Genomic DNA, 21,413 nt, shown 5'->3' on the forward strand with positions numbered 1-21,413 from the left:
TGAATGTCATTTTTTTGTAAATCTGAAAACCAGTTTCGAAAGCAATCAAGGTTTAAATGTAATCGATTACACAAAACTATGAAAAATATTTAATTAAAAGTAACTAAGAAATTGTTTGTCAAAAGAAAATTCAAATTTTCAGGAATTATCTGAATTATCGTTTGATCTAAAAACAAACATTCCGTCCCAGAAATCTGAAACGGAATGTTTTAATTAAAAAAAAACTCAAGTAATAACAATTGTTATGAGTGCTTTTACTGCTGGTGCAGATATTTTTTAGAATACTCCAATATAGTGGTTTCCAGGTTTGTTTACCAATTTAGCTCCTTTAGTAACAGCTCCTGTTGGGATATCGATCACGTAAATATTTCCGTCTTTTCCAACTGGTGTAACCGCTAAGTAAAGCTCATTTCCATCCACTACAAAACCTTGGTACTGACCAAAATCTATAGCCGCGTCATAATCAATACCTTCTACTTTTTTAGCTGTTTTAGCATTTAAATCTACTCTTGCAACAAATCCCTGATCTCCAGTAGCAGTGCTGGTGTAAAGTACATAAGCGATTCCGTTTCCTGCGTATCTCCAGGCATCGATATAAGATCCTTTTATGGCTAATGCAGCATCAAGACTGATAACAAATGAATCATCATACTGATTGTTTTGGTTGATTCTTACGATATAAGAACCTTTGTTGGTATCTCTTTGTGTAGCCTGATAAATGTTACCGTCAGTTCCTAAGAAGCTGTTGAAGCTACGGAAACCACTGGTATCTCCAAAACCAACTTTAGAAGTAATGATTTGTGGATTCTCTAATGATGGATAATCTACTACAACAGATTTAGCACCCGGGCGGTCGTAAGTAGTTTCGATTTGTCCTGTAGTAGGATTCGTTTTGCGTAACCATGTTCCGATAATTACTTTATTTCCTGCTTTGTTGATCGTAGGAGCATCTAAACGAAAAATATGGTGCCCTTGAGCTTCTTCCTGAGCGGTTAACGGAAGTTCATATTGTTTAAATCCTGAAATACGTATTCCTTTAAGATCTAAAGAAAGTACGGTAGCTGTACCTCTTGTATACATATACGTTTTGTCCGGATTTGTTTTAACTACCGGAGCAGTTACATTTACTGCAACTCCGGTTTTGTCTCCGTCAAAAAGTTTATTCCATCTTGGAGATGTTCCGGCATATTGAGAAATGTTTACGGTCGTACCTGATTGTGTGAAGTTTTTAGCTCCATTTACAGTATAGGTCATAAATTCTCCTCCGTTAGCCCCTGTGTAGGTAATGTTGAAAAGAGTTTTTCCGTCTACAGACGATTGCAAACGAGCCGTTCTGTTAGATTGTACCGGCATTCCGTCTGCGTAAACATTAATCGAATAGTTTGGATCTTTAGCATTTTTTTTGGTTACAGCATAAACCATAGTTCCTCCGTTTCCATCGCCAGGAGCATCCTGCATTAATGCTCCCGAAACTGTAATCCAACGATCCGGTGTTTCCGGATTTACCGGATCAGCACTTTTTTCGTCATTGCTGCTGCAGCTTGTTGTCAATGACAATGCACCTAAAAGTAAACTACATGTAAATAGTTTAAACGTATTTTTTCTCATATTGATTGTTTTAAAAAAATTAGATATTAAAATTTATTAAGGGTATAATTCAGTTTCAAGTAAAAAGCGCGTCCCGGTTTTTGAACAGCGTAATTATCGAAAACTTGTTTATCGAAAATGTTTTTAGCATCGAAGCTTAGTACGAATTGTTTTTTTGGAAATGCATAACTCAAACCTAAATCCTGTACAAATTGCGCTGGTGTTTTTGAGTTTATGACGTCAATCCAAAGTGTGGCGAAGGGATCTACATAACCAAAATTATAATACAAACTTAGTTGCGAATCTTTCTGTATCAGTTCTTTAAAATTGTATTGTACATTACCATTTACGGTGAAGAAAGGCTCATTTGGAATTTGCTTATTATAGTTGGATAACTGTCCTCCATTACCATCAAATTGCATCTTGAACAAAGAGTTAAATTTTGACATGTTCATTGATAAGAACAAGCGATCTTTGTAACTATAATTAAAAGAAGCTTCATAACCAATAGATTGTGTACGCCCCAGGTTTTCAAATGGTAGGGTTTGTATGGCATCATTTACCCTGTTACCGGAAGTGCGAACAATTCGGTCTTTGGCATTCCTTGAAAAACCTGATGCAGCAATTGAAATCTTATGTGTATTTATTTCGTAGGGACCAAATTGTACGCCTACATTGAAATTGTTGCTTTGCTCTGGTTTTAGATTGGGGTTAGCCAGTACATTTTCACTAGGTCTTCCGAACATTTCATCTGAAGTTGCTAATCGGATGGCTTTCTCCGCAGATGCCGTGATCATTAGTTCAGGAGTAATAAAGTAAGAAGTAGCCAGTCCGTATCCAAATAATGGAGTTGCACTTTTGGTAATCTTTTCTACAACGGTAGCTTGCCCGTTTTGTGTAACCAATTCCGGTTTTCTGTGGTTTACTTTTTGTTCGTAAAACTTACCAAAAATATTGGTTCTCAAACGTGATTCAAAAGCCTGCATTTCATAAGCTAATGAAGTGACTGTTTTTTGCAAATCAAATGTTGCTTCAAAATCTTTTTGAAATTCCGGTTTGATTAAATCGTCTTCATTTCTATCCAGTTTGTAATATAAATTACTGAATATAAATCTATTATATTCATTTAGGTTATAGGTAAATACGCTTCTGGAGCTTAATATATTTTCTGAAATGTTATTAATGGTTGGACCACCTTGCTGTGCGCCAGTATAGGATAAAACCGGTTCACCATATAAACCTATTGCTTTTTCACCGTTCCAATTGTAATTCCATTTTACCGTATCGTTTACGACTTCATGTTTATTGCTAAAGACGGTATTGGTTGAAAAATCAAGTTTTTTAAAGAGAAAACCTTTTTTAGAGTAATTCAGGCTTATTACAGTAGCATCAGCTTCGGAAAAACGTCCCTTATAAGGCCTTGTCATGAATTGACCGTGTTGAATCTGATTGTGATCTTCAGAGACATTTATACCAATTAAAAAATTGTCAGCCCATTTTACATTGGTAAAACCGGTTTCAAATCTTCCTCCATAGGATCTGTATCGGTTTTCGAAACGTTTGGCGCGTGTAAGTTCGTAACGTCCATCCGGTGCTATATTGTAAACGAATCTTCCCCATACTTCATAATCGTTATCTGAGTAATTATAAAAGCCCGATCCTTTTACGGTAAATCCCGATTTGTCACGATAGGTCGTATTAAAGTTGGACTGAATGGTATTAAAAGATCCATAAGAAACAGAAGCATTCAGCGTGTTTTTAGCACCTTTTTTCAAAATTACATTTATGGCTCCGCCTAAGGCATCATCCGCCAGTTCTGCGGGGGTGACCCCTTTGTAAACTTCGATGCGTTCGATTAAGGCAGGTGGTATGCTGTTAAGACTAAAGGAAGAACCATAAGTAGAAAGCGGAATTCCGTCAATAAAAATTCGGATAGCATTTCCGGACATTCCATTCAGATTGTAATTTACGCTTGAACCTAAACCACCGTTTTGTCGGATTCGTACCCCTGCGGAACGATCAAGTAATTCATTGGTTTGCAGGTTTCGTGTGGCGGCGTCTTTAGTTTCTATAACATTTACAGAGAAACCTTTACTGATGATTTCTTTTTTTACAGAGTTTTTCTTTACGACAACCTCTTTTAAGGCTTTTGGATCATTTGATTTTTCTAATGAAATATTTACCTGAGCAGTAGGACTGTTTAAAGTTACCTTTACTGTTTTAGTTTTCGCTTCAAGTGATGTAATTTCAAGTGTATAAATACCATAAGCAACATTTTTAATTTCAAATTGACCGTTGTTACCAACTAGGGCAAACTTTTGAGTTCCGGCAATTGTAACTGTAGCGCCAAATGCAGATTCAGAATTTTCAAAAGTAACTTTTCCTTTAATATTTCCATTTTGGGACCAAACTGAAAAATGAACGAACGTCAACAATAACAATAAAAACCTCATGATTTATGTACTTCTTAAATAGAAATGCAAAGCTAAATCATTGTTTATATTTAATCTAAATAAAGGAATTAGAAGATCATTAGAATTATATTAGAAATTCTAATGTTGGCATAAATTTAGATTTTAAAGGCTAAGAATCGGATGTGTTTTGTACTATAATACTTTTTAAATTGCAAAGGTCGAAATTGAGAATAGTTCAATGCAAAGTTTATTATTCTATTTTGTGGTTGATAAACAGTTGTTTATGTTATGCTGTAATAGTACCTAATAATTTCTTAATTTTGAAATGGATTATTGTCAAAATACGGTCAGTTTTTTGAAGTGGCTTTTGTTTGTTTTATAATCGTTTGTCTCTAATTTCTTCCAATTATGCTTTCTTTTCAAACCAACCATCAGGAATTTGTTCCGCCCGAAGAATTACAAAAAAGCGTAAAGTGCTTTTGGTATGATAAGATTGATTACGGCAAAGTGCAGTCGAACTTTGAAGTGATACCGGATGGTTATGCTGAAATTATTTTTTATTTTGGAAATGAGCTTCGTATTTCTTCTAATGGAGTTTTGAAACCACTGACATCACCATTTATGATAGGGTTACTCCATCAGCCTGCTGTTTTTAATTCTGTTAATTCACTTGAAATTATCGGTATTAGATGCTATCCGTGGATGGTTTTTGACCTGCTTGGATTATCTTATCAAAAGGGTAAGGAGGAAGTACAGGTTTTTGAGCATCCTATTGCTAAACTTCAGTCTGTTTTGAACGATCTGATCGCTTCTCACAAAATTGAAGAGGCTATTGCCAAAGTCGAAGACTATTTTTTTGCAGCAGAAGCAAAGTCTGACAGCAATAGTTTGATATCTAAAGCAGGAATTGCTATGACGGCAGCCGGAGGACGTATATCGGTCAGGGAGGTAGCTGCCGCTTCTCATGCTACAATACGTACTTTAGAAAGAAATTTTAAGCAATCGTCAGGTTATACGGTGAAAGATGTTTCGGCTGTCATGCGCTTCGAACAGGCCCGCAACCGATTGTGGCTCGATCCCCATCTAAGTATTGCAAGTTTAGCACAGGAATTAGGTTATACGGATCAGTCTCACTTGAGCAAAGAATTTAAACGTTACAGTGGTACCACACCGGGTGCTTTTGCGCGAAAAGCAAAGCAACAGTTGATAAACCATGATTTTGTCGCATTTATACAATCCTAAAATAATCGGATAGCAGAATTTTGTCATTCATAATTTAGAAGATAAAATGATGTTATTAAAAGATAAAAAAGTAGCCATTATCGGTGCAGGACCGGTTGGTCTTACTATGGCAAAATTATTACAGCAAAACGGAGCTGATGTTACCGTTTATGAAAGAGATTTAAATGCCCAAGTCAGAATTTCAGGCGGGACTCTTGATCTCCACAAAGGTTCAGGACAAGAAGCTTTAAAACAAGCTGGTTTATTAGAGGATTATTTTGACAGGGCATTACCAATGGGAAGAACAGTAGCAGATCCACAAGGAAATGTGTTATTTTCTAAAACAACAACCGAAGAAGAACGTTATGATAATCCCGAAATTAACAGGAACGATTTGAGATTGTTATTGCTTAATAGTGTGAAAAGCGATACTGTAGTTTGGAACAGCAAGTTTACCAATCTTAAAGTGACTAAGGGAAAATGGGTTTTAGAGTTTGAGAATGAAACAAATGTGATTGCCGATTTTGTTATTGGAGCTAATGGAGGAATGTCTAAAGCCAGAAAATTGATCACACCCGCTACAATCGAATATACCGGAACATTGATGATACAAGGTGAAGTGCTTTGTCCGGAAACATCCTGCGAGAAGTTCAATAAATTGTGTAATGGCAGTATACTTATGACTTCCGGAAAAGAAGGTTTGTTGGTTGCGAATCCAAAGAATGGCAAAGTATTGAGTTATAATGTCATTTTTAAAAGTCCGATGGAGTTTCTGAGAAAAGAGGAGACTTTTGAGAGTACAGATGGCATTCGAAAGTACCTCTTAAATCGGTTTTTTGAATGGGACGAATGTTATAAGGAATTGCTTGAAGCTACTTCTTCTTTTTTTTTATGGCCAACGAGAAAGATCAGTTTAAATCTTCAATGGAAGAAAGAACGTCCGTTACCTATCACACTCATTGGAGATGCAGCACATATTATGCCTCCGTTTGCGGGTCAGGGAGCCAATATAGGATTATTAGACGCCTTAATTTTATCTAATAATCTGACCAATGGAGAATTTGAAACGATAGAGGAAGCAATCAGTGATTACGAACATAAGATGTTTGTTTACGCCACACAAGCCCAACTCGAGACGGCAACTAATGAAGCAGCAATGCTAAGTCCTGATTTTTCTTTCCTGAAATTTTACAGGTAATTTTCTGGTTTTATTTTTATAAAGTGTCGTGTAATAAATAGCCACGAATTCACGAATTCTTTTTAATTTGTATTCTTAAAAAAATTGTGAATTCGTGGCTAATTTTTTTAAAGTTATAGATTAAAGAAAGAAATCTGAAATTATAAAAAAAATGCTTCAATATTAGCGCTTTGAAGGGATGGAAATCTGCATTATCTGCTAACCCGAGCGATAGCGAACTGGCGAAGCAATCTGAGTGAAAAAAACACTCGCAGCAAAGTATCTTCAGCAGTTTAAAGTTTAGTCTTGAATTTTTTGATCTTGAAGTTTTTGGATTTGATTAGTTTTCCGTTGTCGGTGATCATGATACAGCTATAGTCGGGATATTTTTTTAAAAGAAGAAGTCCCGCTTTTTGTCCTAAAACCATAAGAGAAGTACTTAACCCATTTGCAGTTTCGGCGTTTGGACCAAAAATAGAAACACTACACAAACCCGTAGCAGGATATCCGGTTGCGGGGTTGATGATATGAGAATAACGCTTACCGTTGAAAACAACAAACTTTTCATAACTTCCGGAAGTAGTCACAGCACCATTATTTAACGGAACAACGGCAAACAAAGTATCGGGATGAAAAGGATTCGTCATGCCAATGTTCCAGTCTTTTCCGTTGGGTTGTCTTCCCCAGGCAGTCATATCGCCTGAACCGTTTACAATTCCGGCTTTGATGCCTTTTGCAAGCATTATATTTCGGCATTTATCGGTCGCATAACCTTCTCCCAAAGCGCCAAATCCAATTTTCATTCCTTTGAGTTTTAGGAATACGGTCGATTGAACGCTGTCGAGGATAATGTTTTTGTAACCTACTTTTTCTACAGATTTTTTGATGGCCTCGGCAGAAGGCATTTCTGTCATCGATCCGTCAAATTTCCAGATTCGATCCATTGCGGCAAAACTGATGTCGAAACCACCTTTGGTAGCTTCAGAAAATTGTAATGCCCTTTGAGTGAGTTCAAAAACTTCACGATCTACCTTTACAGGACGGATTCCCGCATTTTGATTGATCTCAGAGACTTGTGAATCAGATTTCCAGTCGGAGATCAGGTTTTCAATTCGTGTAATTTCAGCAATTACAACATCAATATTTTGTTCTGCGGTAAGGGAATCTTTTGCAACGATCGAAATGTCAAAACGTCCTCCCATGAGCAGTGTAGTTCTTTTTCGCAAAACTTGTGCATTACTGGTCAGACCACTTAGTATTAGCAGTAAAAACAAGTAAAAAGTAAGGATTGATTTTTTGATTGACATTGAAATTTATTTTACATTTTAAACGAAAATCAGGTGTAATAATTCATTAATAACAATCGCTCAAAAGCTGACCGTTTTTCTTGTATTCAGAAAGATTCTTGACATTTCTTTCGAGACACAATTGATCGAGAATTGCTTCGACATCCTGCTGCATGGCAAGTGAACCGCAAATCATAATAACACCGCCTTTTTGCAATAAGTTGATAAAGAAATCAGCATCACGTTTGATGAGATCCATCACATAAAAATGCTCGTTTTCGCGGGACAGAGCCAGATGAAAACTATGCAGTTTTTGTTTCTGAATCATTTCGGTAGTAAATTTTTTATAACCCGAAACCGTTTCCGTTTCCATACGGAATCCTGAATATAAATGTGTTTCTGTCTTGGCTTTATTTTGCTCAATCATTCCAAGAAAAGGAGCAATACCTGTTCCGTTTGAAATAAAGGCAGCCTGAGGTATTTTTTTAGGAAAATGGAACGCTTTATTGTTGATGATTCTGGCTTTTATCACATTTCCGGGTGCCAGAGCGTTTAGAAAACCTGAGCCTAATCCGTGTGGATGTAGTTTTACGACTAATTGTATGTTTCCGGAATGACTTCCGATGGAGTAGAGACGTTCCCTGCTGTCGTTAGCCGGATAAATAGCCAATAAGTCACCAGAAGTAAATTTAGCCCTCATGTTAGCGCGCAAGGTGATCAGGAAAGTTTGCTCGGTTTCGGAAATAAGTGTTTTGTCCAAAACCATTAATTTTTGCAATCCTTTCGGAACATGATTGTAAAGCGAAGGAGTTGTCGACAATGGAATTCCCATCTTAGCACTCCATAATCTGATCCAGTTTACAAATTCAACTGCTGATTTATCATTTACCGTCTGAACTTCCAATAAACGTTCCGCCCAATTTTGATTTCCTAATTGTTTCTCAATTTCGAAAGCAAAACCGCAAAAATCAGGATAGGCATTTGAACCGAATCCTACTACAGAATAAGTGATTTTTTGCTGTTGCGGGTATTTCTTTAAAAAAGTTATAAATTTATTTCCATTCGAAGGCGCATCTCCTAATCCGTGTGTAGAGGAGAAGACAATCAGATGTTCTGCTTTTGGAAAAGCAGTGTAGCTGTTCAATTCGGTAATGAATGCTTTTTTGCCCTGATCGATCAATTGTTTGAGAACAGCATTGGCAAATCGCAAAGAACTTCCATTTTCTGAACCGACAAGCAATATAAATTCACTTTCATTGGCTTTGAATTTATTTTTGATTCGGCTAGATCTTCTTTTTAAAGTAATTGCAAAACCCGAATAGATAAAAAAGAGGATATTAATGCTGGCAATGGCAAGTATAAAAGCCCAAATTCCGTTGGCTCTTCCGGTATGAAGATCAAGGCTTAAGTCTGAAAACTGGGCTGTCATTGGAGAAAGTTTTTTTTCAACAATAGCACCGGTTACCTGATTGACTTCAATTTCACGGTCTTTTAATTCGATGATGTAATATTCTTCCGGATCATCTGTAAATGGAAATTCAATATGTTTGACGTCCGCCAAAAGAGTATGTTTGAAAACAGAAGTTTCTTTTTCTTCTTTGGAAACAGCAGTTTTTACCATTTTGACTTTTTCCTGATCTTTTTTATCCATGAAGAAATTGAATTTTTCCAGAGATAAGTAAGTTCCGGTAAGTGCAATAATCAAAATCGGAATTAGCGCCAGTCTTCCCAGAACAACATGGTAGTATTGTGCGAAATATTCTTTAACTACTTTAGAGAAAAAATTACGAATGCCTCTTTGTCGGTTTAAAACCAATGCAAAGCCCGATATTGCAATTAAAACAAGTAAAAAGGAAATAACACCAACAAAAAATCGTCCCGTTTCATGAAGAAACAAAGAACGATGGAATCCGGTAACCCATTGAATAAAATCACTTTTTTTCAGGGGTGTTCCTAATTTTTTACCGGTTTTAGGATCAATATAAGCGTTAACGTCATTACCCTCTTCATCAATAGCCTGCAGGGTTACAAATTGATTGTGATCGACACTTATGGTAGTGATTTCAGAATAATTCTTTTTGAGTACGGTAAGGGCTTCTTCCAATGTGATCTTATCAAAATTCTCAGCGCGGTACGGAAGTGTTTTTTCCTGCATCGCATCAACAGCCAGTATAGTACCTGTTGCCGAAGCGAGGATTAAAAATAGAGAAGAGAATAAAGCAAGAGCCAGGTGCGCGTAACGCCAAAAAGAAAGAGTCATTGAATGTAATCTATAATGTAATCAAATGTAAGCGTTTTTTTGCCACAGATTAAAAGGATCTGATTTTCTTGAATCCTGTAGAATCTGTGGCTATTCTTTTTTAAAGAAATTAATTGATAGTAAACCGTACGATTACTACAATTAAATTTTGTTTAATCTCACATATCTGATATAACCTTTTCCTTCTGTCTTGTCTGCCAATCCTTGAGTCGTAAGTGGAATTTCTAGATCACTTACGTAATATTTTTGATCTTCTACAGCCGATTCAAATCTTAGTTTATATCCTTTGTTTATTTTAGAATCTTCAATTTCAATGGTGGTAATGCTACGGTCTCCACCTGTAACAGAAGCTCCTGTTTTTGCACTGATGTCAGCAGGTTTTGAAGTTTGGAATTTATTCCATTCTTTCAATGATTTGTACCATTTTTTGTCGTCACCCATTACATAAAGTGTTTTCTCGTATTCTCCTTTTGGATTGATAAGTGAAACAACGATGTAAGCGCCTTCTCCCATGTAATTAGCCATTTGAAGCATACATTTGTATTTGCTTTGTGCTGCAGACTGAAAAGAAATTAAGCAGATTAATACTGCTGTAAGGGCTATTTTAAATATTGATTTCATTTTTTTAGATTGTTAGATCTTTAGATTTTTAGATTGTTGGATTGTCAGGTTTTTGAAACTTGAAACTTAAAACATGCAGTTTTTAGCTATTACTTTAAAAAGTCAATAGAAACATTATTTTTGGTTAACGATTCGTTTTCTTTTGCTAAAGCATAAGCACTTTCGTCAAATTCGGTGTTAATGTCTTTTTTAGCACCAATTGAAAGAAGGTATTTTAAGATAGAATCGTCTTTGGCAACCATAGCCGCTTTATGTAAAGCTGTCAAACCATCCTTGTTTTTAGCATTAACGTCAATGTTTAAAGGCGCTAATTTTTTTACCAGATTCAGGTCATTTTTAGCGATGGCAGAATGGTACAGTGAACTTCCGTCTTTTTGTACAGCTGCTAAGTTTAGTCCTTTTTCCTGAAGTAACTTTATTTTTGCTTCGAATGGATCCTGAGCAGCATTGGTCTCACGGCCCATCGGGCGGTAAGATTGTACCAAATATACTCCCAGATTGTTTCCGTCTTTGTCTTTTACATTTACATCAGCACCTTTGCTCAATAAAGTAGCAACTGCTTCCGGTACTCCTGATCTTACGGCGAAAGTCAATGCCGATTCACCTTTGGCGTTTTGCAGATTGATGTTTTTGGTAACCGGTAATAATTTATCTAATGCAGCAGTTTCTCTTGCTCCTGCAGCAATCATTAATGGTGTATTTCCGTCTTTGTCGATTTTGTTAACATCAACACCTTTAGCTAAAAAGTAAGCAATGATCTCTCCCTGGTTGGGTTTGTTTGCCAATAAGTGAAGTACGTTTTCTCCGGACTTACTGGTGGCAGTAGCTTTTAATTTTACTTCTTCCACTAAATATTTATAAGTTTCAAGAGTATTGGTTTCTCTACGTGAACCTTGTGCTGCGATTAGAAGAGCATTGTCAGTTGGTTTTACTTTTCGGTCTAAAAGTTTTTTTAGAAGAGCAATATTTCCTGTTCTTGCTGCATAATCGAAAGCAGTACTTCCGTTCGCATCAACATCTTTTAAAGATAATCCTTTTGATACTAAATAATCGGTTAAAACAAGGTCTTTATCTGAGGCTACAGCCATTAGTAACAAATTTGCACCATCGGTATATTTTTTCTTTGGATCAATTCCGGCTTTGAAAAAAGCATCGTACAAAGCGGTATTGGTTTGACCGTTTGAAGCAGCAAAAGCAATTGGTGTAGTACCGTGGCTGTCTTCCAGATTAATGTCAGAACCTTTTGTAATGAGGTAATTTACCAGTTCAAGGTTTCCTCTGTAAGCAGCCCAATGCAAATAAATACGATTGTCGTGAGTTAATTTAGCGATGGTATTACCGGGCTGATCCAATAAGAATTTTATAGAAGCGATAGGAGCGTCATTATTAATCGCAACAACAGTCGCATCAAAAGCGTTAGCATTAGGTACTGTTGGACTGTTTCCTTTTGCAATTTCAGCTTTAACCGCATTTACATCCGGTGCTGTTTTCCAAAAAGACTGTTCTAATAATATGTTTTTTTGCTGAGCACTAACAAAAAAAGAAGCGGCTAATGCAAAAGAGAGAAAGAAATTCTTTTTCATATTGTAAGATTTACTATTTTTTTAAAATGAGTTAGTTTTGGTACACTACTGAAATAGCTTGAGAAGTTCAATCTATTTAGAATAGTTAAAAATAACGCAAATGTAAAAATTAATATTAGTAAATCAATGTATTTGCTGAAGAAACTCCAATTTTAATCTTTTTTTAAGGATTAAAGATTGAAATATTCAGAAAAGTAAAAGCCACAGCTTAAAATTTTTTCAGGATTACTAAAAATCCATTGAATCATTCTAATCTGTGGCTGAAAAGTTTAACCGCAAGATTTGCAGTTTTTTATTGATTTAGTTTGCTGGAATACAAACTATTGTTTTCCTTTTTTTCCTTCGATGTTTGGCAAGAAAGTGGTCAGAACACCAATTAAAGGTAAGAAAGCGCAAATTTTAAAGACATATTCGATGCTGGTAGTGTCGGCTAGTTTTCCTAGTACGGCAGACCCTAATCCTCCCATACCAAAAGCCAAACCAAAGAAAAGACCTGCAATTAGACCTACTTTTCCGGGAACCAGTTCTGTGGCGTAAACCAAAATAGCGGAGAAGGCAGAGGATATGATCAATCCAATAATTACCGATAAAATTCCGGTCCAGAAAAGCGAAACGTAAGGCAATAATAGTGTAAAGGGAGCAACGCCTAAAATAGAAATCCAAATGATATACTTTCGTCCAAAACGATCGCCTAATGCACCACCAAATAATGTTCCGGCAGCTACCGCACCCAGAAAAGCGAAAAGATAAATCTGTGATTCCTGAACTGATAAATGAAACTTATCAATCAGGTAAAAAGTATAATAACTGGTCATACTGGCCATGTAGAAGTATTTTGAAAAGATTAGAATCAGTAAAATTCCCAAAGAAATGATTACTTTTTGCTTCGAAAGGGAGTGGTGCTTTTCTTCAGAAATAGCCGATTTGTTTTTTGCTTTCAGATTCAAATGTTCCTGATACCATTTGGCAATGCCTGAAAGTATTAGAATGCCAACAATAGCAGCTAAGCAGAACCAGATAATATTAAACTGTCCGTAAGGAACAACAATTATCGCTGCTAATAATGGTCCGATAGCGCTTCCGGCATTTCCTCCCAGTTGAAAAATAGATTGGGCCAGACCTCTTTTTCCTCCTGAAGCCAGATGGGCAACCCTTGACGATTCGGGATGAAATATAGACGAACCAATACCAATTAAACTTACCGCAAGTAAAATATTGATAAAGCTGGAAGCTATCGCAACCGCCGCAAGACCTACGAGGGTAAAACCCATACCTATTGCCAGCGAATACGGACGCGGCTTTTTATCAGTATAAAAACCAATGAAAGGTTGCAGGATTGAGGCTGTTAGCTGATAGGTCAGGGTAATAAGCCCGACTTCAGTAAAGCTCAAACTGAATTTAGTTTTTAAAATGGGGTAAACGGCAGGAATTACGGCTTGTAACATATCATTAATGAAATGCGTAAAACTGATCGTGAACAAAATGGAGAAAACGGTTTGCTGAGCTAATTGCTTAGACTCTGTTAGGGTATTGGTAAAAGTAGTTTCTGTTTTCATAAGTAATAATAGATCAGATCATCTGATGAATATGGGTAAAAAATTAGTAATTGATATGTCCTATAATTTTTGCAACAGTATTCCAGGCCTTTTTAGGATCCTGTGCAATAATATTTTCTAAAAGTTGCTGGTGTACGGCTGATGTTTCCTGGAATATTTTGGTATCACCATAAAGATGCAGGAATCCTTTTTTAAGATGTACGGAAGCAGATTTGTAAAGATCAGCCAGAATTTCATTTTTTGAAGCTTTTGCAATCGCAATATGAAATTGTATATCCGCTTCTACACATTCCTCGAGATTTCCTTCTTTGGCAGCGATCATTCTGTTGAGTAAATGCTCTTTCATGGCAACGATATCGTCATCAGTTCTGTTGATTGCAGCTTTTTCGGCAATTTTCATTTCGAGTATTTGTCGCACTTCGTCCAGATCCTGAACATTGGCGCGCATGATACGCTGATCCATTGGTTCGCGTGTACTGGTTAATCGCTCTACAAAAGTACCAACACCTTGCTGAATACGTAAAAAACCGGAGTTAGCAAGCAATTTCATCGCCTCACGTATAGAGGAACGACCCACACCAAAACTTTTCATCAATTCAGCTTCTATGGGTAGTTTTTCATTAATTTTATAATGACCCAAAGTGATTTGCTCCTGTATTTTGGAAGCAACTTCTTCTGCAAGTGATTTTTTTTGGATTAGTGTTTTCATGCGTAGTATCACATCGTCTGATGATCGCAAATGTAAAAGAATAATTGTAGTATCGACCATTATTAGGATATTTTTATGATTTTATTGATAAGGAAATTAGGAGGCAAATTGTTAATTTAAATTGTTAGTTTTTGGTTTATAGTAAGTTATGTTTGAATGCTCTTGCTGTTAATTGTTAACGGTATGATATGAAATTGTATAACTTTTCGGGTGAATTATATAAAATTTTTCAATTTAAATTTTAGAAGTTTGATGTTGATACCCAAATATCATTTTTTAACTAAATCTACTGTATATGAAAAATCTAAAACACATTGTGCTTCTTTTGGGCGTATTCTTTACTTTTTTGAGCTGTTCAAATGACAAAGAAACGCCGTCTAATCCCGGTACGATTACAAACCCTGTAGAAGGTAATCCTGCGAATACGACTTATAAACCTGCTTTTACAGGACAAACTCGTATTAATGGTGTGCAGACCAATACGGCATTTGAGGCTAAGATTATTACCAATGCGCTTACAAGCCCTTGGGGAGTTAAAAGTCTTCCGGATGGCCGTTTGTTAGTCACACAAAAAGCAGGTACTATGCATATTGTTACAACTGCGGGAGTGGTAAGTGCTCCTATTACCGGTATTCCTGCTGTAAATGCAGGAGGACAGGGTGGTTTGTTGGGCTTATGTCTGGATCCTGAGTTTGCATCAAACAGAATGATTTATTGGGTATTTTCAGAAGCTACTGGCGGAGGAAATAACACTGCAGTGGCCAAGGGGAAATTATCGGCTGATGAGAAAACAATAGAAGGAGCGACGATTATTTACAGAGCAAAGCCTGCCAATGCTAGTACACTTCATTACGGAGGACGTATTTTGTTTGATAAGACTGGTAATTTGGTGGTTAGCACCGGAGAACGTTCGGTTTTAGAAACAAGGCCTTTGGCACAATCGCTTACATCAGGTCTTGGTAAAGTGGTAAGAATTACAAAAGAAGGACAGCCGGCATCAGGAAATCCAACTTTTAGTCAGGCAGGAGCATTGCCTGAATTGTATAGCTACGGACACAGAAACCCTCAGGGATTGGCGCTTCACCCCGTTAGTGGTGAAATCTGGCTTTCGGAACATGGACCACGCGGAGGTGATGAAATCAATCGCTTAAAGGCTGGTGCAAATTACGGATGGCCTATCATTACTTACGGAATTGAATACAGCGGAGAAAAAATAGGCGCAGGAATTCAGCAGCAGGACGGTATGGAGCAGCCGGTTTATTACTGGGATCCGGTAGTTTCGCCAAGTGGCATGACGTTTTACAGCGGTAATCGCGTTCCGGAATGGCAGAACAATCTTTTTATTGGGGCTCTAAGCGGAATGCATATCGTGCGTCTTGCTATAGATAATAATAAAGTTGTGGGTGAAGAGAGGCTTTTGGTATCAGAGAATCAACGGTTCAGAGATATTACTCAGGGAAATGACGGGGCTTTGTATGCGGTTACGGATAGTGGCAGGTTGTATAAGATTGATAAAAAGTAAATTCTGAGTTTTGGAAATAGGAATAAAAAATGGTGCTGAAAAGCGCCATTTTTTGTTGGCATAAAAGTGTTTTTTTAGATTTTTAGATTTTTAGAATGTTGGATTTTAGATTAGCGATTGCAGATTTTTAATTTTTGACTTTTAATTTTTAATTTAAGATTGTTAATGACATTGTCCGTTTGATAGTAATGGTTTTAACACGCACAACATGCTTTTAGTCTATTATTTTGATAGGTTAATAAAAGTTTTATTCGTTTTTGTCTTGAAATTAAAAATAACTCATTAAATTTGCCGCATCAATGAGAAAAAAGAACCAGAATAGAAGCTATTGTAACAGCAACATGATGATGTGCTGCGGCCCTGTTATGAGGTTAATTGATCTGGCTTACCTATAAAATAATAGTATTTATTTAAGAAGCCTTTCATGATTTTTTGAGAGGCTTTTTTGTTTTTAAACTTGAATTACGGAATGATTGAATTAAAAAATGTCACTAAGAATTTCCATCAGAAGGATCGAATAGTTTCCGCCTTATCGGATGTTTCGCTTAGGGTTCCGCCCGGGAAAATTTTTGGTGTAATTGGAACGTCGGGAGCGGGAAAAAGTACCCTAATTCGATGTGTGAATTTGTTGGAAAGACCCACTTCGGGAGAAATCATTGTAGACGGAAAAGCATTAATGCAATTGTCTAATGCCCAACTGGCGGTAGAGAGAAGACAGATTGGAATGATTTTTCAGCACTTTAATTTGCTTTCGTCACGCACGGTTTTCGAAAATGTGGCTTTTCCGCTGGAACTTGTTGGAGCTTCTAAAGCCGAAATCAAAAATCGTGTTTTAGAATTATTGGAATTGGTAGGTTTGAAAGAAAAGGCCAGTGATTATCCGGCAAGTCTTTCGGGTGGTCAAAAGCAAAGGGTTGCCATTGCACGTACGCTGGCTAATAATCCGAAAGTACTTTTATGTGATGAGGCGACAAGTGCACTGGATCCAGCAACAACCAGATCGATTTTAAACTTACTGAAAGATATTAACCGTCGTTTGAACATTACCGTTCTTCTAATTACGCACCAAATGGAAGTTGTGAAATCGATCTGTGATGAAGTAGCGGTAATCAGTCACGGAAAATTAATAGAGCAGGGAAGTGTTGGAGAAATTTTTGCTGATCCGAAACACGAACTGACCAAAGAATTTATCGCTTCATCCTTGCATCTTGATGTTCCGCAGGTGTATCAGGAAAGGCTGCAAAAAGAAGATCGTGAGGGATTGAATCCGCTCTTGCGACTTGAGATGACGGGTAAATCGGTTAACGAGCCTGTTATTTCAGAGGTTTCGCGTTTGTTTGATACTAACTTTAAAATTGTCAGCGCACAAATGGATCAGGCAGGAGAAGTTAATTTTGGTGTGATGCTGATCGAATTGTCGGGTAAACGTGAAAATTATGATGCTGCAATCCAGTATTTTATTTCAAAACATATTAAAACAGAAATCATAGGTTATGTATGAATCCATTATTGAATTATTATTAAAAGGTACCTGGGAAACCATAGTGATGACTTTTGTCTCCGGTTTTTTTGGTTTTCTGCTTGGACTACCAACAGGTGTTTTACTTTTTCTAACCCGAAAAAATCAAATTTTAGAACAGCCGGTTTTGAATCGGTTTTTATCGGTTTTGGTGAACGTTTTTCGTTCAATTCCGTTTATCATCTTAATTGTATGGATGATTCCGTTTACACGATCGCTGGTAGGAACTTCCATTGGTGTAAGTGCAGCATTGGTACCGTTAAGTATTGGAGCAGCTCCTTTTATTGCCAGATTGGTAGAGAATAGTCTTTTGGGACTTCCGTCAGGTTTAATCGAAGCAGCACGTGCATTGGGAGCAACTCCTTTGCAAATCGTATTTAAAGTCTTGCTTCCGGAAGCTTTGCCTTCTTTAATTAATGCGGCATCGATTACGTTAATCACACTTGTAGGATATTCTGCAATGGGTGGAGCAGTTGGAGCAGGTGGTTTAGGACAGGTGGGGTACCAGTACGGTTATATAGGTTATGATGCTGTAACGATGAACTCGGTTTTGGCTTTACTGGTTGTTCTGGTATTCCTGATTCAGTTCGCAGGTGATGCATTGTCTAAACGATTTGACCATAGATAACGTTTAATTGAGAGCGATGAAGAAAGAATAAAGAATAAAGAATAAAGAATAAAGAATAAAGAAGATAGAAAAAAGAGTTAAAATTATAAATAGTAGAAGGATGAATAATAAACTAAATTTTTTAAAAATAGCAGGGATTGTGGCACTATCAGTTGTAGTGTCCAATTGCGGAAAAAGTAAAAGTAACGACCCGCACCATATTAAAGTTGGAGTAGCGGCCGGTCCGGAATATGTGGTGGCTCAGGCTGCTCAAAAAGTAGCCAAAGACAAATACGGTCTTGAAGTAGAATTGGTTTCTTTTAACGATTATGTGATTCCAAACGAAGCGTTAAGTCAGGGTGATATTGATGTGAATGCTTTTCAGCACAAACCTTATTTAGACGAGCAATCAAAACAGCGCGGATACAAACTGGCGATTATTGCCAAGACCTTTATTTATCCAATTGCTGCTTATTCTAAAAAGATTAAAAACCTTTCAGAACTGAAAAACGAAAGCACAATCATTATTCCAAATGACCCTACAAATGGAGGGCGTTCTTTATTACTTTTAGAGAAAAACGGTTTACTGAAACTTCGTCCAAATGTTGGTTTATTGCCTAAAGTAACGGATATCACGGAAAATCCTAAGAATCTTAAAATATTAGAATTAGAAGCGCCACAATTGCCACGTGCTTTAGACGATCAGAATGTAGCGGTAGCGATTATCAATAATACTTTTGCTTCACAGGCAGGACTGGTTCCGGCTCGTGATGCTCTGTTTGTAGAGGACAAAGATTCGCCTTACGTCAACTTAATTGTAAGTCGTGATGATAACAAAAAAGAAGAAAAAATAAAACAGTTTGTAGCAGCTTTTCAATCTGCTGAAGTAGAACAGGCTGCGGTTCGCGAGTTTAAAGGCGGAGCAGTAAAGGGCTGGTAATTTTTTTTGAAATATAGTAAGTTTGGGTTGGGCTGTTAATCTTTTTTATCAGGTAAAATCTTTAAGTTATATAAAGTGCAATGATTAAAAATCATTGCACTTTTTTTGTATTTTAGCTCCGTTTAAAAAATAAAGACTGACATCAGTTGCTAAAAATCATCCCTGTTAAGAGGTATTGATCACATTTTATGAGGGGTATAAACAAGTTAGCGACAATTTTATCAAACTGACTACAAATAAAAAAATTGACCAAAATATTTGACCAAAAAAATGAACTGCCTAAACTGTAACACCGAAGTAAATTCTAATTTTTGTCCCGACTGTGGACAGCCAAAAGTACTCAAAAGGATTAACGGACATTATATAGTTCACGAAATTGAACACGTTTTGCATTTTGAACGTGGAATATTTTATACGATTAAAGAACTTATAACAAGCCCGGGACAAAATATCAGAAATTATCTTACTGAAAACAGAAGCCGACTCGTTAAACCTATCATTTTTATTATTGTTAGTTCCTTAATTTATTCCATAAGCAATCATTTTTTTCATTTCCAGGATGGTTATATTAATTACCTTGACAGTCAAAAAACGTCAACAAGTACTATCTCAAAATGGGTTCAGATGAATTTAGGTTATTCCAATATAATGATGGGGATATTTATTGCATTGTGGACAAAACTATTTTTCAGAAAACGAGATTATAACATATTTGAAATATTAATTCTTCTCTGTTTCGTAATGGGAATTGGGATGTTAATTTATGCCATTTTTGGAGTTGTTTACGGTCTGACACATTTAAATATAATGCAATTTGCCGGAATTGCGGCATTTATGTATTCAACTTGGGCTATTGGACAGTTTTATGACAGAGGGAAAGTATCTTCTTATGTTAAAGCCTTTTTGGCCTACATTTTTGGGATGATGACATTTTCATTAGCCATTTTGCTTGTTGGAACATTAATTGACTTAGTAATAAAACATTAAAATTCCATTTGCCTTTGGCTTTCAATGGTAGGTTAGTAATCCATAATTGGTGATGATAGTTATAGACTTTCTGTTTTTAACTATTGAATTTTTATTCAAGCAAACAAATTTCAAAAATGGTTTTGCCATTTTCATTTCTATGGGTGATATAGCCGCCATGTGCTTCAATGATATTTTTGGAGAGCGTTAAGCCAATGCCGGCACCTTCTGTTCGGGTGGTGAAAAAAGGGAGAAATACTTTGTGTTCAATTTCTTTTTCGATTCCGTTTCCGGTGTCTGTGATTTTAATGAAAGCCCTATTTTCTTTAAACTCTGTCGACACCGTTACTTTTTTTTCCGTGGCATCTTTTAAAGCATAAATACAATTGGTTAACAGGTTGATAAAAACCTGTTCGATTTGCTGAGAGTCGATATTAATCCAGTGTTTGGAAGTAATAGTGTTGACAACTTCAATACCTTTTTCCCTGAACAGGGGAGCCATAATCTGAAGACAATTGTGCATCAGTAGCTGTAAGTCAGCTTTCTCTTTTTTTGGTGTGGGCAACATGGCCAGTTTTCGATAACCTTCGACAAATTTTTGCAGATGATCGCTTCGTCTGAGCATGGTTTCAACGCTATTTTTGACATCTTCCAAATCTTCAGCCGACATAGTGTCCTGTTCTACCAAATCCTGTAGGTTCTGGCAAATAGAACGAATAGGAGTTATAGAATTTAAGAGTTCATGCGAAATCACTTTCATTAAATTCACCCAGGCATCTTTTTCTTTTTTTTCGACAACATTCTGAATCGAATCCAGTAAAACGATAAAATAATCTTTTCCAAAGATCTCAGTTCGAGAAGCCTGCAATACAAAGGTTTGCATGTTTTGTTCTTGTACCCGAATCTCTAAAGAGGTTTTGACTTCCTGAAATTCGTCAGCTTCGATAACTTCACACAACGATGGCAATTGATCTTTAAGATATTTCCATTTGGAGACTTTCGGAACATTAAAATGAGAAGAAAAATGATCGTTCATTAGGAAAATATTCCATTCTATTTCTTCTTTTTGCAGAATGATGATCCCGGATTCTATAGTGTTTAAAATCGAACGATAGACAATGTCTTTAGAGATCTGTTCGTTTTGTTTGCCTTTTAGAGTATCGTATAAGAGAAACAATTCGTGGTAGTTTTTATTGTATTTATGCTGTGAAAAATCGGAACTAAAATCATTTTGTAAGATTGAAGAGATGGTTTTGTTGTAAAGCAAAATAAAATTCCGAGTATAAAAGTACATTTCGCGAACAAGCAGGAATACAACAAAAAGGCCAAAGATTCCGGTAAAGAAAAGGTCTGTTTTAAAAAAATAAAAAGAGATTTCGATCATCAACACAATCAGAATCAATCGTAAAAACAGCAGTTTATAGGTTTGGAAGGTCTGAAACATA

Annotated in this window: 16 protein-coding genes; 7 read left to right on the forward strand and 9 right to left on the reverse strand. The window is 36.5% G+C overall.

The genetic code is table 11. From position 1 onward, the window contains the following. Nucleotides 1–276 precede the first annotated feature (276 nt). The gene (locus B0A80_RS12955; protein ID WP_165769253.1) at nt 277–1,608 is read right to left on the reverse strand and encodes a hypothetical protein; all 1,332 of its coding nucleotides are present in this window, start codon (nt 1,606–1,608) and stop codon (nt 277–279) included. 26 nt (nt 1,609–1,634) lie between these two features. Beyond that, nucleotides 1,635–4,040, reverse strand: coding sequence for a TonB-dependent receptor (locus B0A80_RS12960; RefSeq protein WP_089077538.1), 2,406 nt, complete (start codon nt 4,038–4,040; stop codon nt 1,635–1,637). Nucleotides 4,041–4,409: 369 nt separating this feature from the next. Here B0A80_RS12960 and B0A80_RS12965 point away from each other — a divergent pair, with 369 nt between their 5' ends. Both B0A80_RS12965 and B0A80_RS12970 read left to right on the forward strand, forming a co-directional pair. Continuing rightward, complete coding sequence (locus B0A80_RS12965; protein ID WP_070908304.1) at nt 4,410–5,243, forward strand: helix-turn-helix domain-containing protein; 834 nt, start codon at nt 4,410–4,412, stop codon at nt 5,241–5,243. Nucleotides 5,244–5,289: 46 nt separating this feature from the next. After that, entirely contained in the window at nt 5,290–6,420 is a 1,131-nt protein-coding gene (locus B0A80_RS12970) for an FAD-dependent oxidoreductase (RefSeq protein WP_089077539.1), read from the forward strand. A gap of 272 nt (nt 6,421–6,692) precedes the next feature. On the opposite strand, the gene B0A80_RS12975 is transcribed toward B0A80_RS12970, so the two are convergent. From B0A80_RS12975 to B0A80_RS13000, 6 genes are all read right to left on the reverse strand, one after another. Beyond that, nucleotides 6,693–7,706, reverse strand: a complete 1,014-nt coding sequence (locus B0A80_RS12975) for an FAD:protein FMN transferase (protein ID WP_089077540.1) — start codon at nt 7,704–7,706, stop codon at nt 6,693–6,695. Between the two features lie 46 nt (nt 7,707–7,752). Further along, the gene (locus tag B0A80_RS12980) at nt 7,753–9,945 is read right to left on the reverse strand and encodes a PepSY domain-containing protein (RefSeq protein ID WP_089077541.1); all 2,193 of its coding nucleotides are present in this window, start codon (nt 9,943–9,945) and stop codon (nt 7,753–7,755) included. Between the two features lie 141 nt (nt 9,946–10,086). Next, on the reverse strand, nt 10,087–10,566 hold the full coding sequence (locus tag B0A80_RS12985) for a DUF2271 domain-containing protein (protein ID WP_089077542.1): 480 nt from the start codon (nt 10,564–10,566) through the stop codon (nt 10,087–10,089). Nucleotides 10,567–10,655: 89 nt separating this feature from the next. Next, on the reverse strand, nt 10,656–12,149 hold the full coding sequence (locus tag B0A80_RS12990) for an ankyrin repeat domain-containing protein (RefSeq protein ID WP_089077543.1): 1,494 nt from the start codon (nt 12,147–12,149) through the stop codon (nt 10,656–10,658). 320 nt (nt 12,150–12,469) lie between these two features. Continuing rightward, a complete protein-coding gene (locus tag B0A80_RS12995) occupies nt 12,470–13,705 on the reverse strand; it encodes an MFS transporter (RefSeq protein WP_089077544.1) in 1,236 nt (411 codons plus the stop codon). Nucleotides 13,706–13,748: 43 nt separating this feature from the next. Further along, nucleotides 13,749–14,474, reverse strand: a complete 726-nt coding sequence (locus B0A80_RS13000) for a FadR/GntR family transcriptional regulator (RefSeq protein ID WP_233430745.1) — start codon at nt 14,472–14,474, stop codon at nt 13,749–13,751. Nucleotides 14,475–14,709: 235 nt separating this feature from the next. Between B0A80_RS13000 and B0A80_RS13005 the strand changes: the two genes are divergently transcribed. From B0A80_RS13005 to B0A80_RS13025, 5 genes are all read left to right on the forward strand, one after another. Next, nucleotides 14,710–15,936: a PQQ-dependent sugar dehydrogenase gene (locus tag B0A80_RS13005; RefSeq protein WP_089077546.1), complete on the forward strand. Its 1,227-nt coding sequence runs from the start codon at nt 14,710–14,712 to the stop codon at nt 15,934–15,936. Between the two features lie 469 nt (nt 15,937–16,405). Next, complete coding sequence (gene metN, locus B0A80_RS13010; protein ID WP_089077547.1) at nt 16,406–17,437, forward strand: methionine ABC transporter ATP-binding protein MetN; 1,032 nt, start codon at nt 16,406–16,408, stop codon at nt 17,435–17,437. After that, the gene (gene metI, locus B0A80_RS13015; RefSeq protein WP_089077548.1) at nt 17,430–18,083 is read left to right on the forward strand and encodes a methionine ABC transporter permease MetI; all 654 of its coding nucleotides are present in this window, start codon (nt 17,430–17,432) and stop codon (nt 18,081–18,083) included. Before metN ends, metI begins: the two co-directional genes overlap by 8 nt. Before the next feature lie 100 nt (nt 18,084–18,183). Further along, a complete protein-coding gene (gene metQ, locus B0A80_RS13020; protein ID WP_089077549.1) occupies nt 18,184–19,002 on the forward strand; it encodes a methionine ABC transporter substrate-binding lipoprotein MetQ in 819 nt (272 codons plus the stop codon). A 270-nt stretch (nt 19,003–19,272) separates the two neighbouring features. Further along, nucleotides 19,273–19,989 carry a DUF3667 domain-containing protein gene (locus B0A80_RS13025; RefSeq protein ID WP_089077550.1) on the forward strand — a complete coding sequence of 239 codons (717 nt, stop codon included), beginning with the start codon at nt 19,273–19,275 and terminating at the stop codon, nt 19,987–19,989. A gap of 91 nt (nt 19,990–20,080) precedes the next feature. Here the strand turns inward: B0A80_RS13025 and B0A80_RS13030 are convergent, their stop codons facing one another. Further along, nucleotides 20,081–21,412, reverse strand: a complete 1,332-nt coding sequence (locus B0A80_RS13030; protein WP_165769254.1) for a sensor histidine kinase — start codon at nt 21,410–21,412, stop codon at nt 20,081–20,083. Nucleotide 21,413 lies beyond the last annotated feature (1 nt).

The sequence above is a fragment of the Flavobacterium tructae genome, from assembly GCF_002217475.1.
Lineage (GTDB): Bacteria > Bacteroidota > Bacteroidia > Flavobacteriales > Flavobacteriaceae > Flavobacterium > Flavobacterium tructae.

Excerpts from the sequence above, each read along its gene's own strand:
- B0A80_RS12955 (WP_165769253.1), bottom strand. The coding sequence starts at position 1,608 with ATGAGAAAAAATACGTTTAAACTATTTACATGTAGTTTACTTTTAGGT.
- B0A80_RS12960 (WP_089077538.1), bottom strand. The coding sequence starts at position 4,040 with ATGAGGTTTTTATTGTTATTGTTGACGTTCGTTCATTTTTCAGTTTGG.
- B0A80_RS12965 (WP_070908304.1), top strand. The coding sequence starts at position 4,410 with ATGCTTTCTTTTCAAACCAACCATCAGGAATTTGTTCCGCCCGAAGAA.
- B0A80_RS12970 (WP_089077539.1), top strand. The coding sequence starts at position 5,290 with ATGATGTTATTAAAAGATAAAAAAGTAGCCATTATCGGTGCAGGACCG.
- B0A80_RS12975 (WP_089077540.1), bottom strand. The coding sequence starts at position 7,706 with ATGTCAATCAAAAAATCAATCCTTACTTTTTACTTGTTTTTACTGCTA.
- B0A80_RS12980 (WP_089077541.1), bottom strand. The coding sequence starts at position 9,945 with ATGACTCTTTCTTTTTGGCGTTACGCGCACCTGGCTCTTGCTTTATTC.
- B0A80_RS12985 (WP_089077542.1), bottom strand. The coding sequence starts at position 10,566 with ATGAAATCAATATTTAAAATAGCCCTTACAGCAGTATTAATCTGCTTA.
- B0A80_RS12990 (WP_089077543.1), bottom strand. The coding sequence starts at position 12,149 with ATGAAAAAGAATTTCTTTCTCTCTTTTGCATTAGCCGCTTCTTTTTTT.
- B0A80_RS12995 (WP_089077544.1), bottom strand. The coding sequence starts at position 13,705 with ATGAAAACAGAAACTACTTTTACCAATACCCTAACAGAGTCTAAGCAA.
- B0A80_RS13000 (WP_233430745.1), bottom strand. The coding sequence starts at position 14,474 with ATGGTCGATACTACAATTATTCTTTTACATTTGCGATCATCAGACGAT.
- B0A80_RS13005 (WP_089077546.1), top strand. The coding sequence starts at position 14,710 with ATGAAAAATCTAAAACACATTGTGCTTCTTTTGGGCGTATTCTTTACT.
- metN (WP_089077547.1), top strand. The coding sequence starts at position 16,406 with ATGATTGAATTAAAAAATGTCACTAAGAATTTCCATCAGAAGGATCGA.
- metI (WP_089077548.1), top strand. The coding sequence starts at position 17,430 with ATGTATGAATCCATTATTGAATTATTATTAAAAGGTACCTGGGAAACC.
- metQ (WP_089077549.1), top strand. The coding sequence starts at position 18,184 with ATGAATAATAAACTAAATTTTTTAAAAATAGCAGGGATTGTGGCACTA.
- B0A80_RS13025 (WP_089077550.1), top strand. The coding sequence starts at position 19,273 with ATGAACTGCCTAAACTGTAACACCGAAGTAAATTCTAATTTTTGTCCC.
- B0A80_RS13030 (WP_165769254.1), bottom strand. The coding sequence starts at position 21,412 with ATGTTTCAGACCTTCCAAACCTATAAACTGCTGTTTTTACGATTGATT.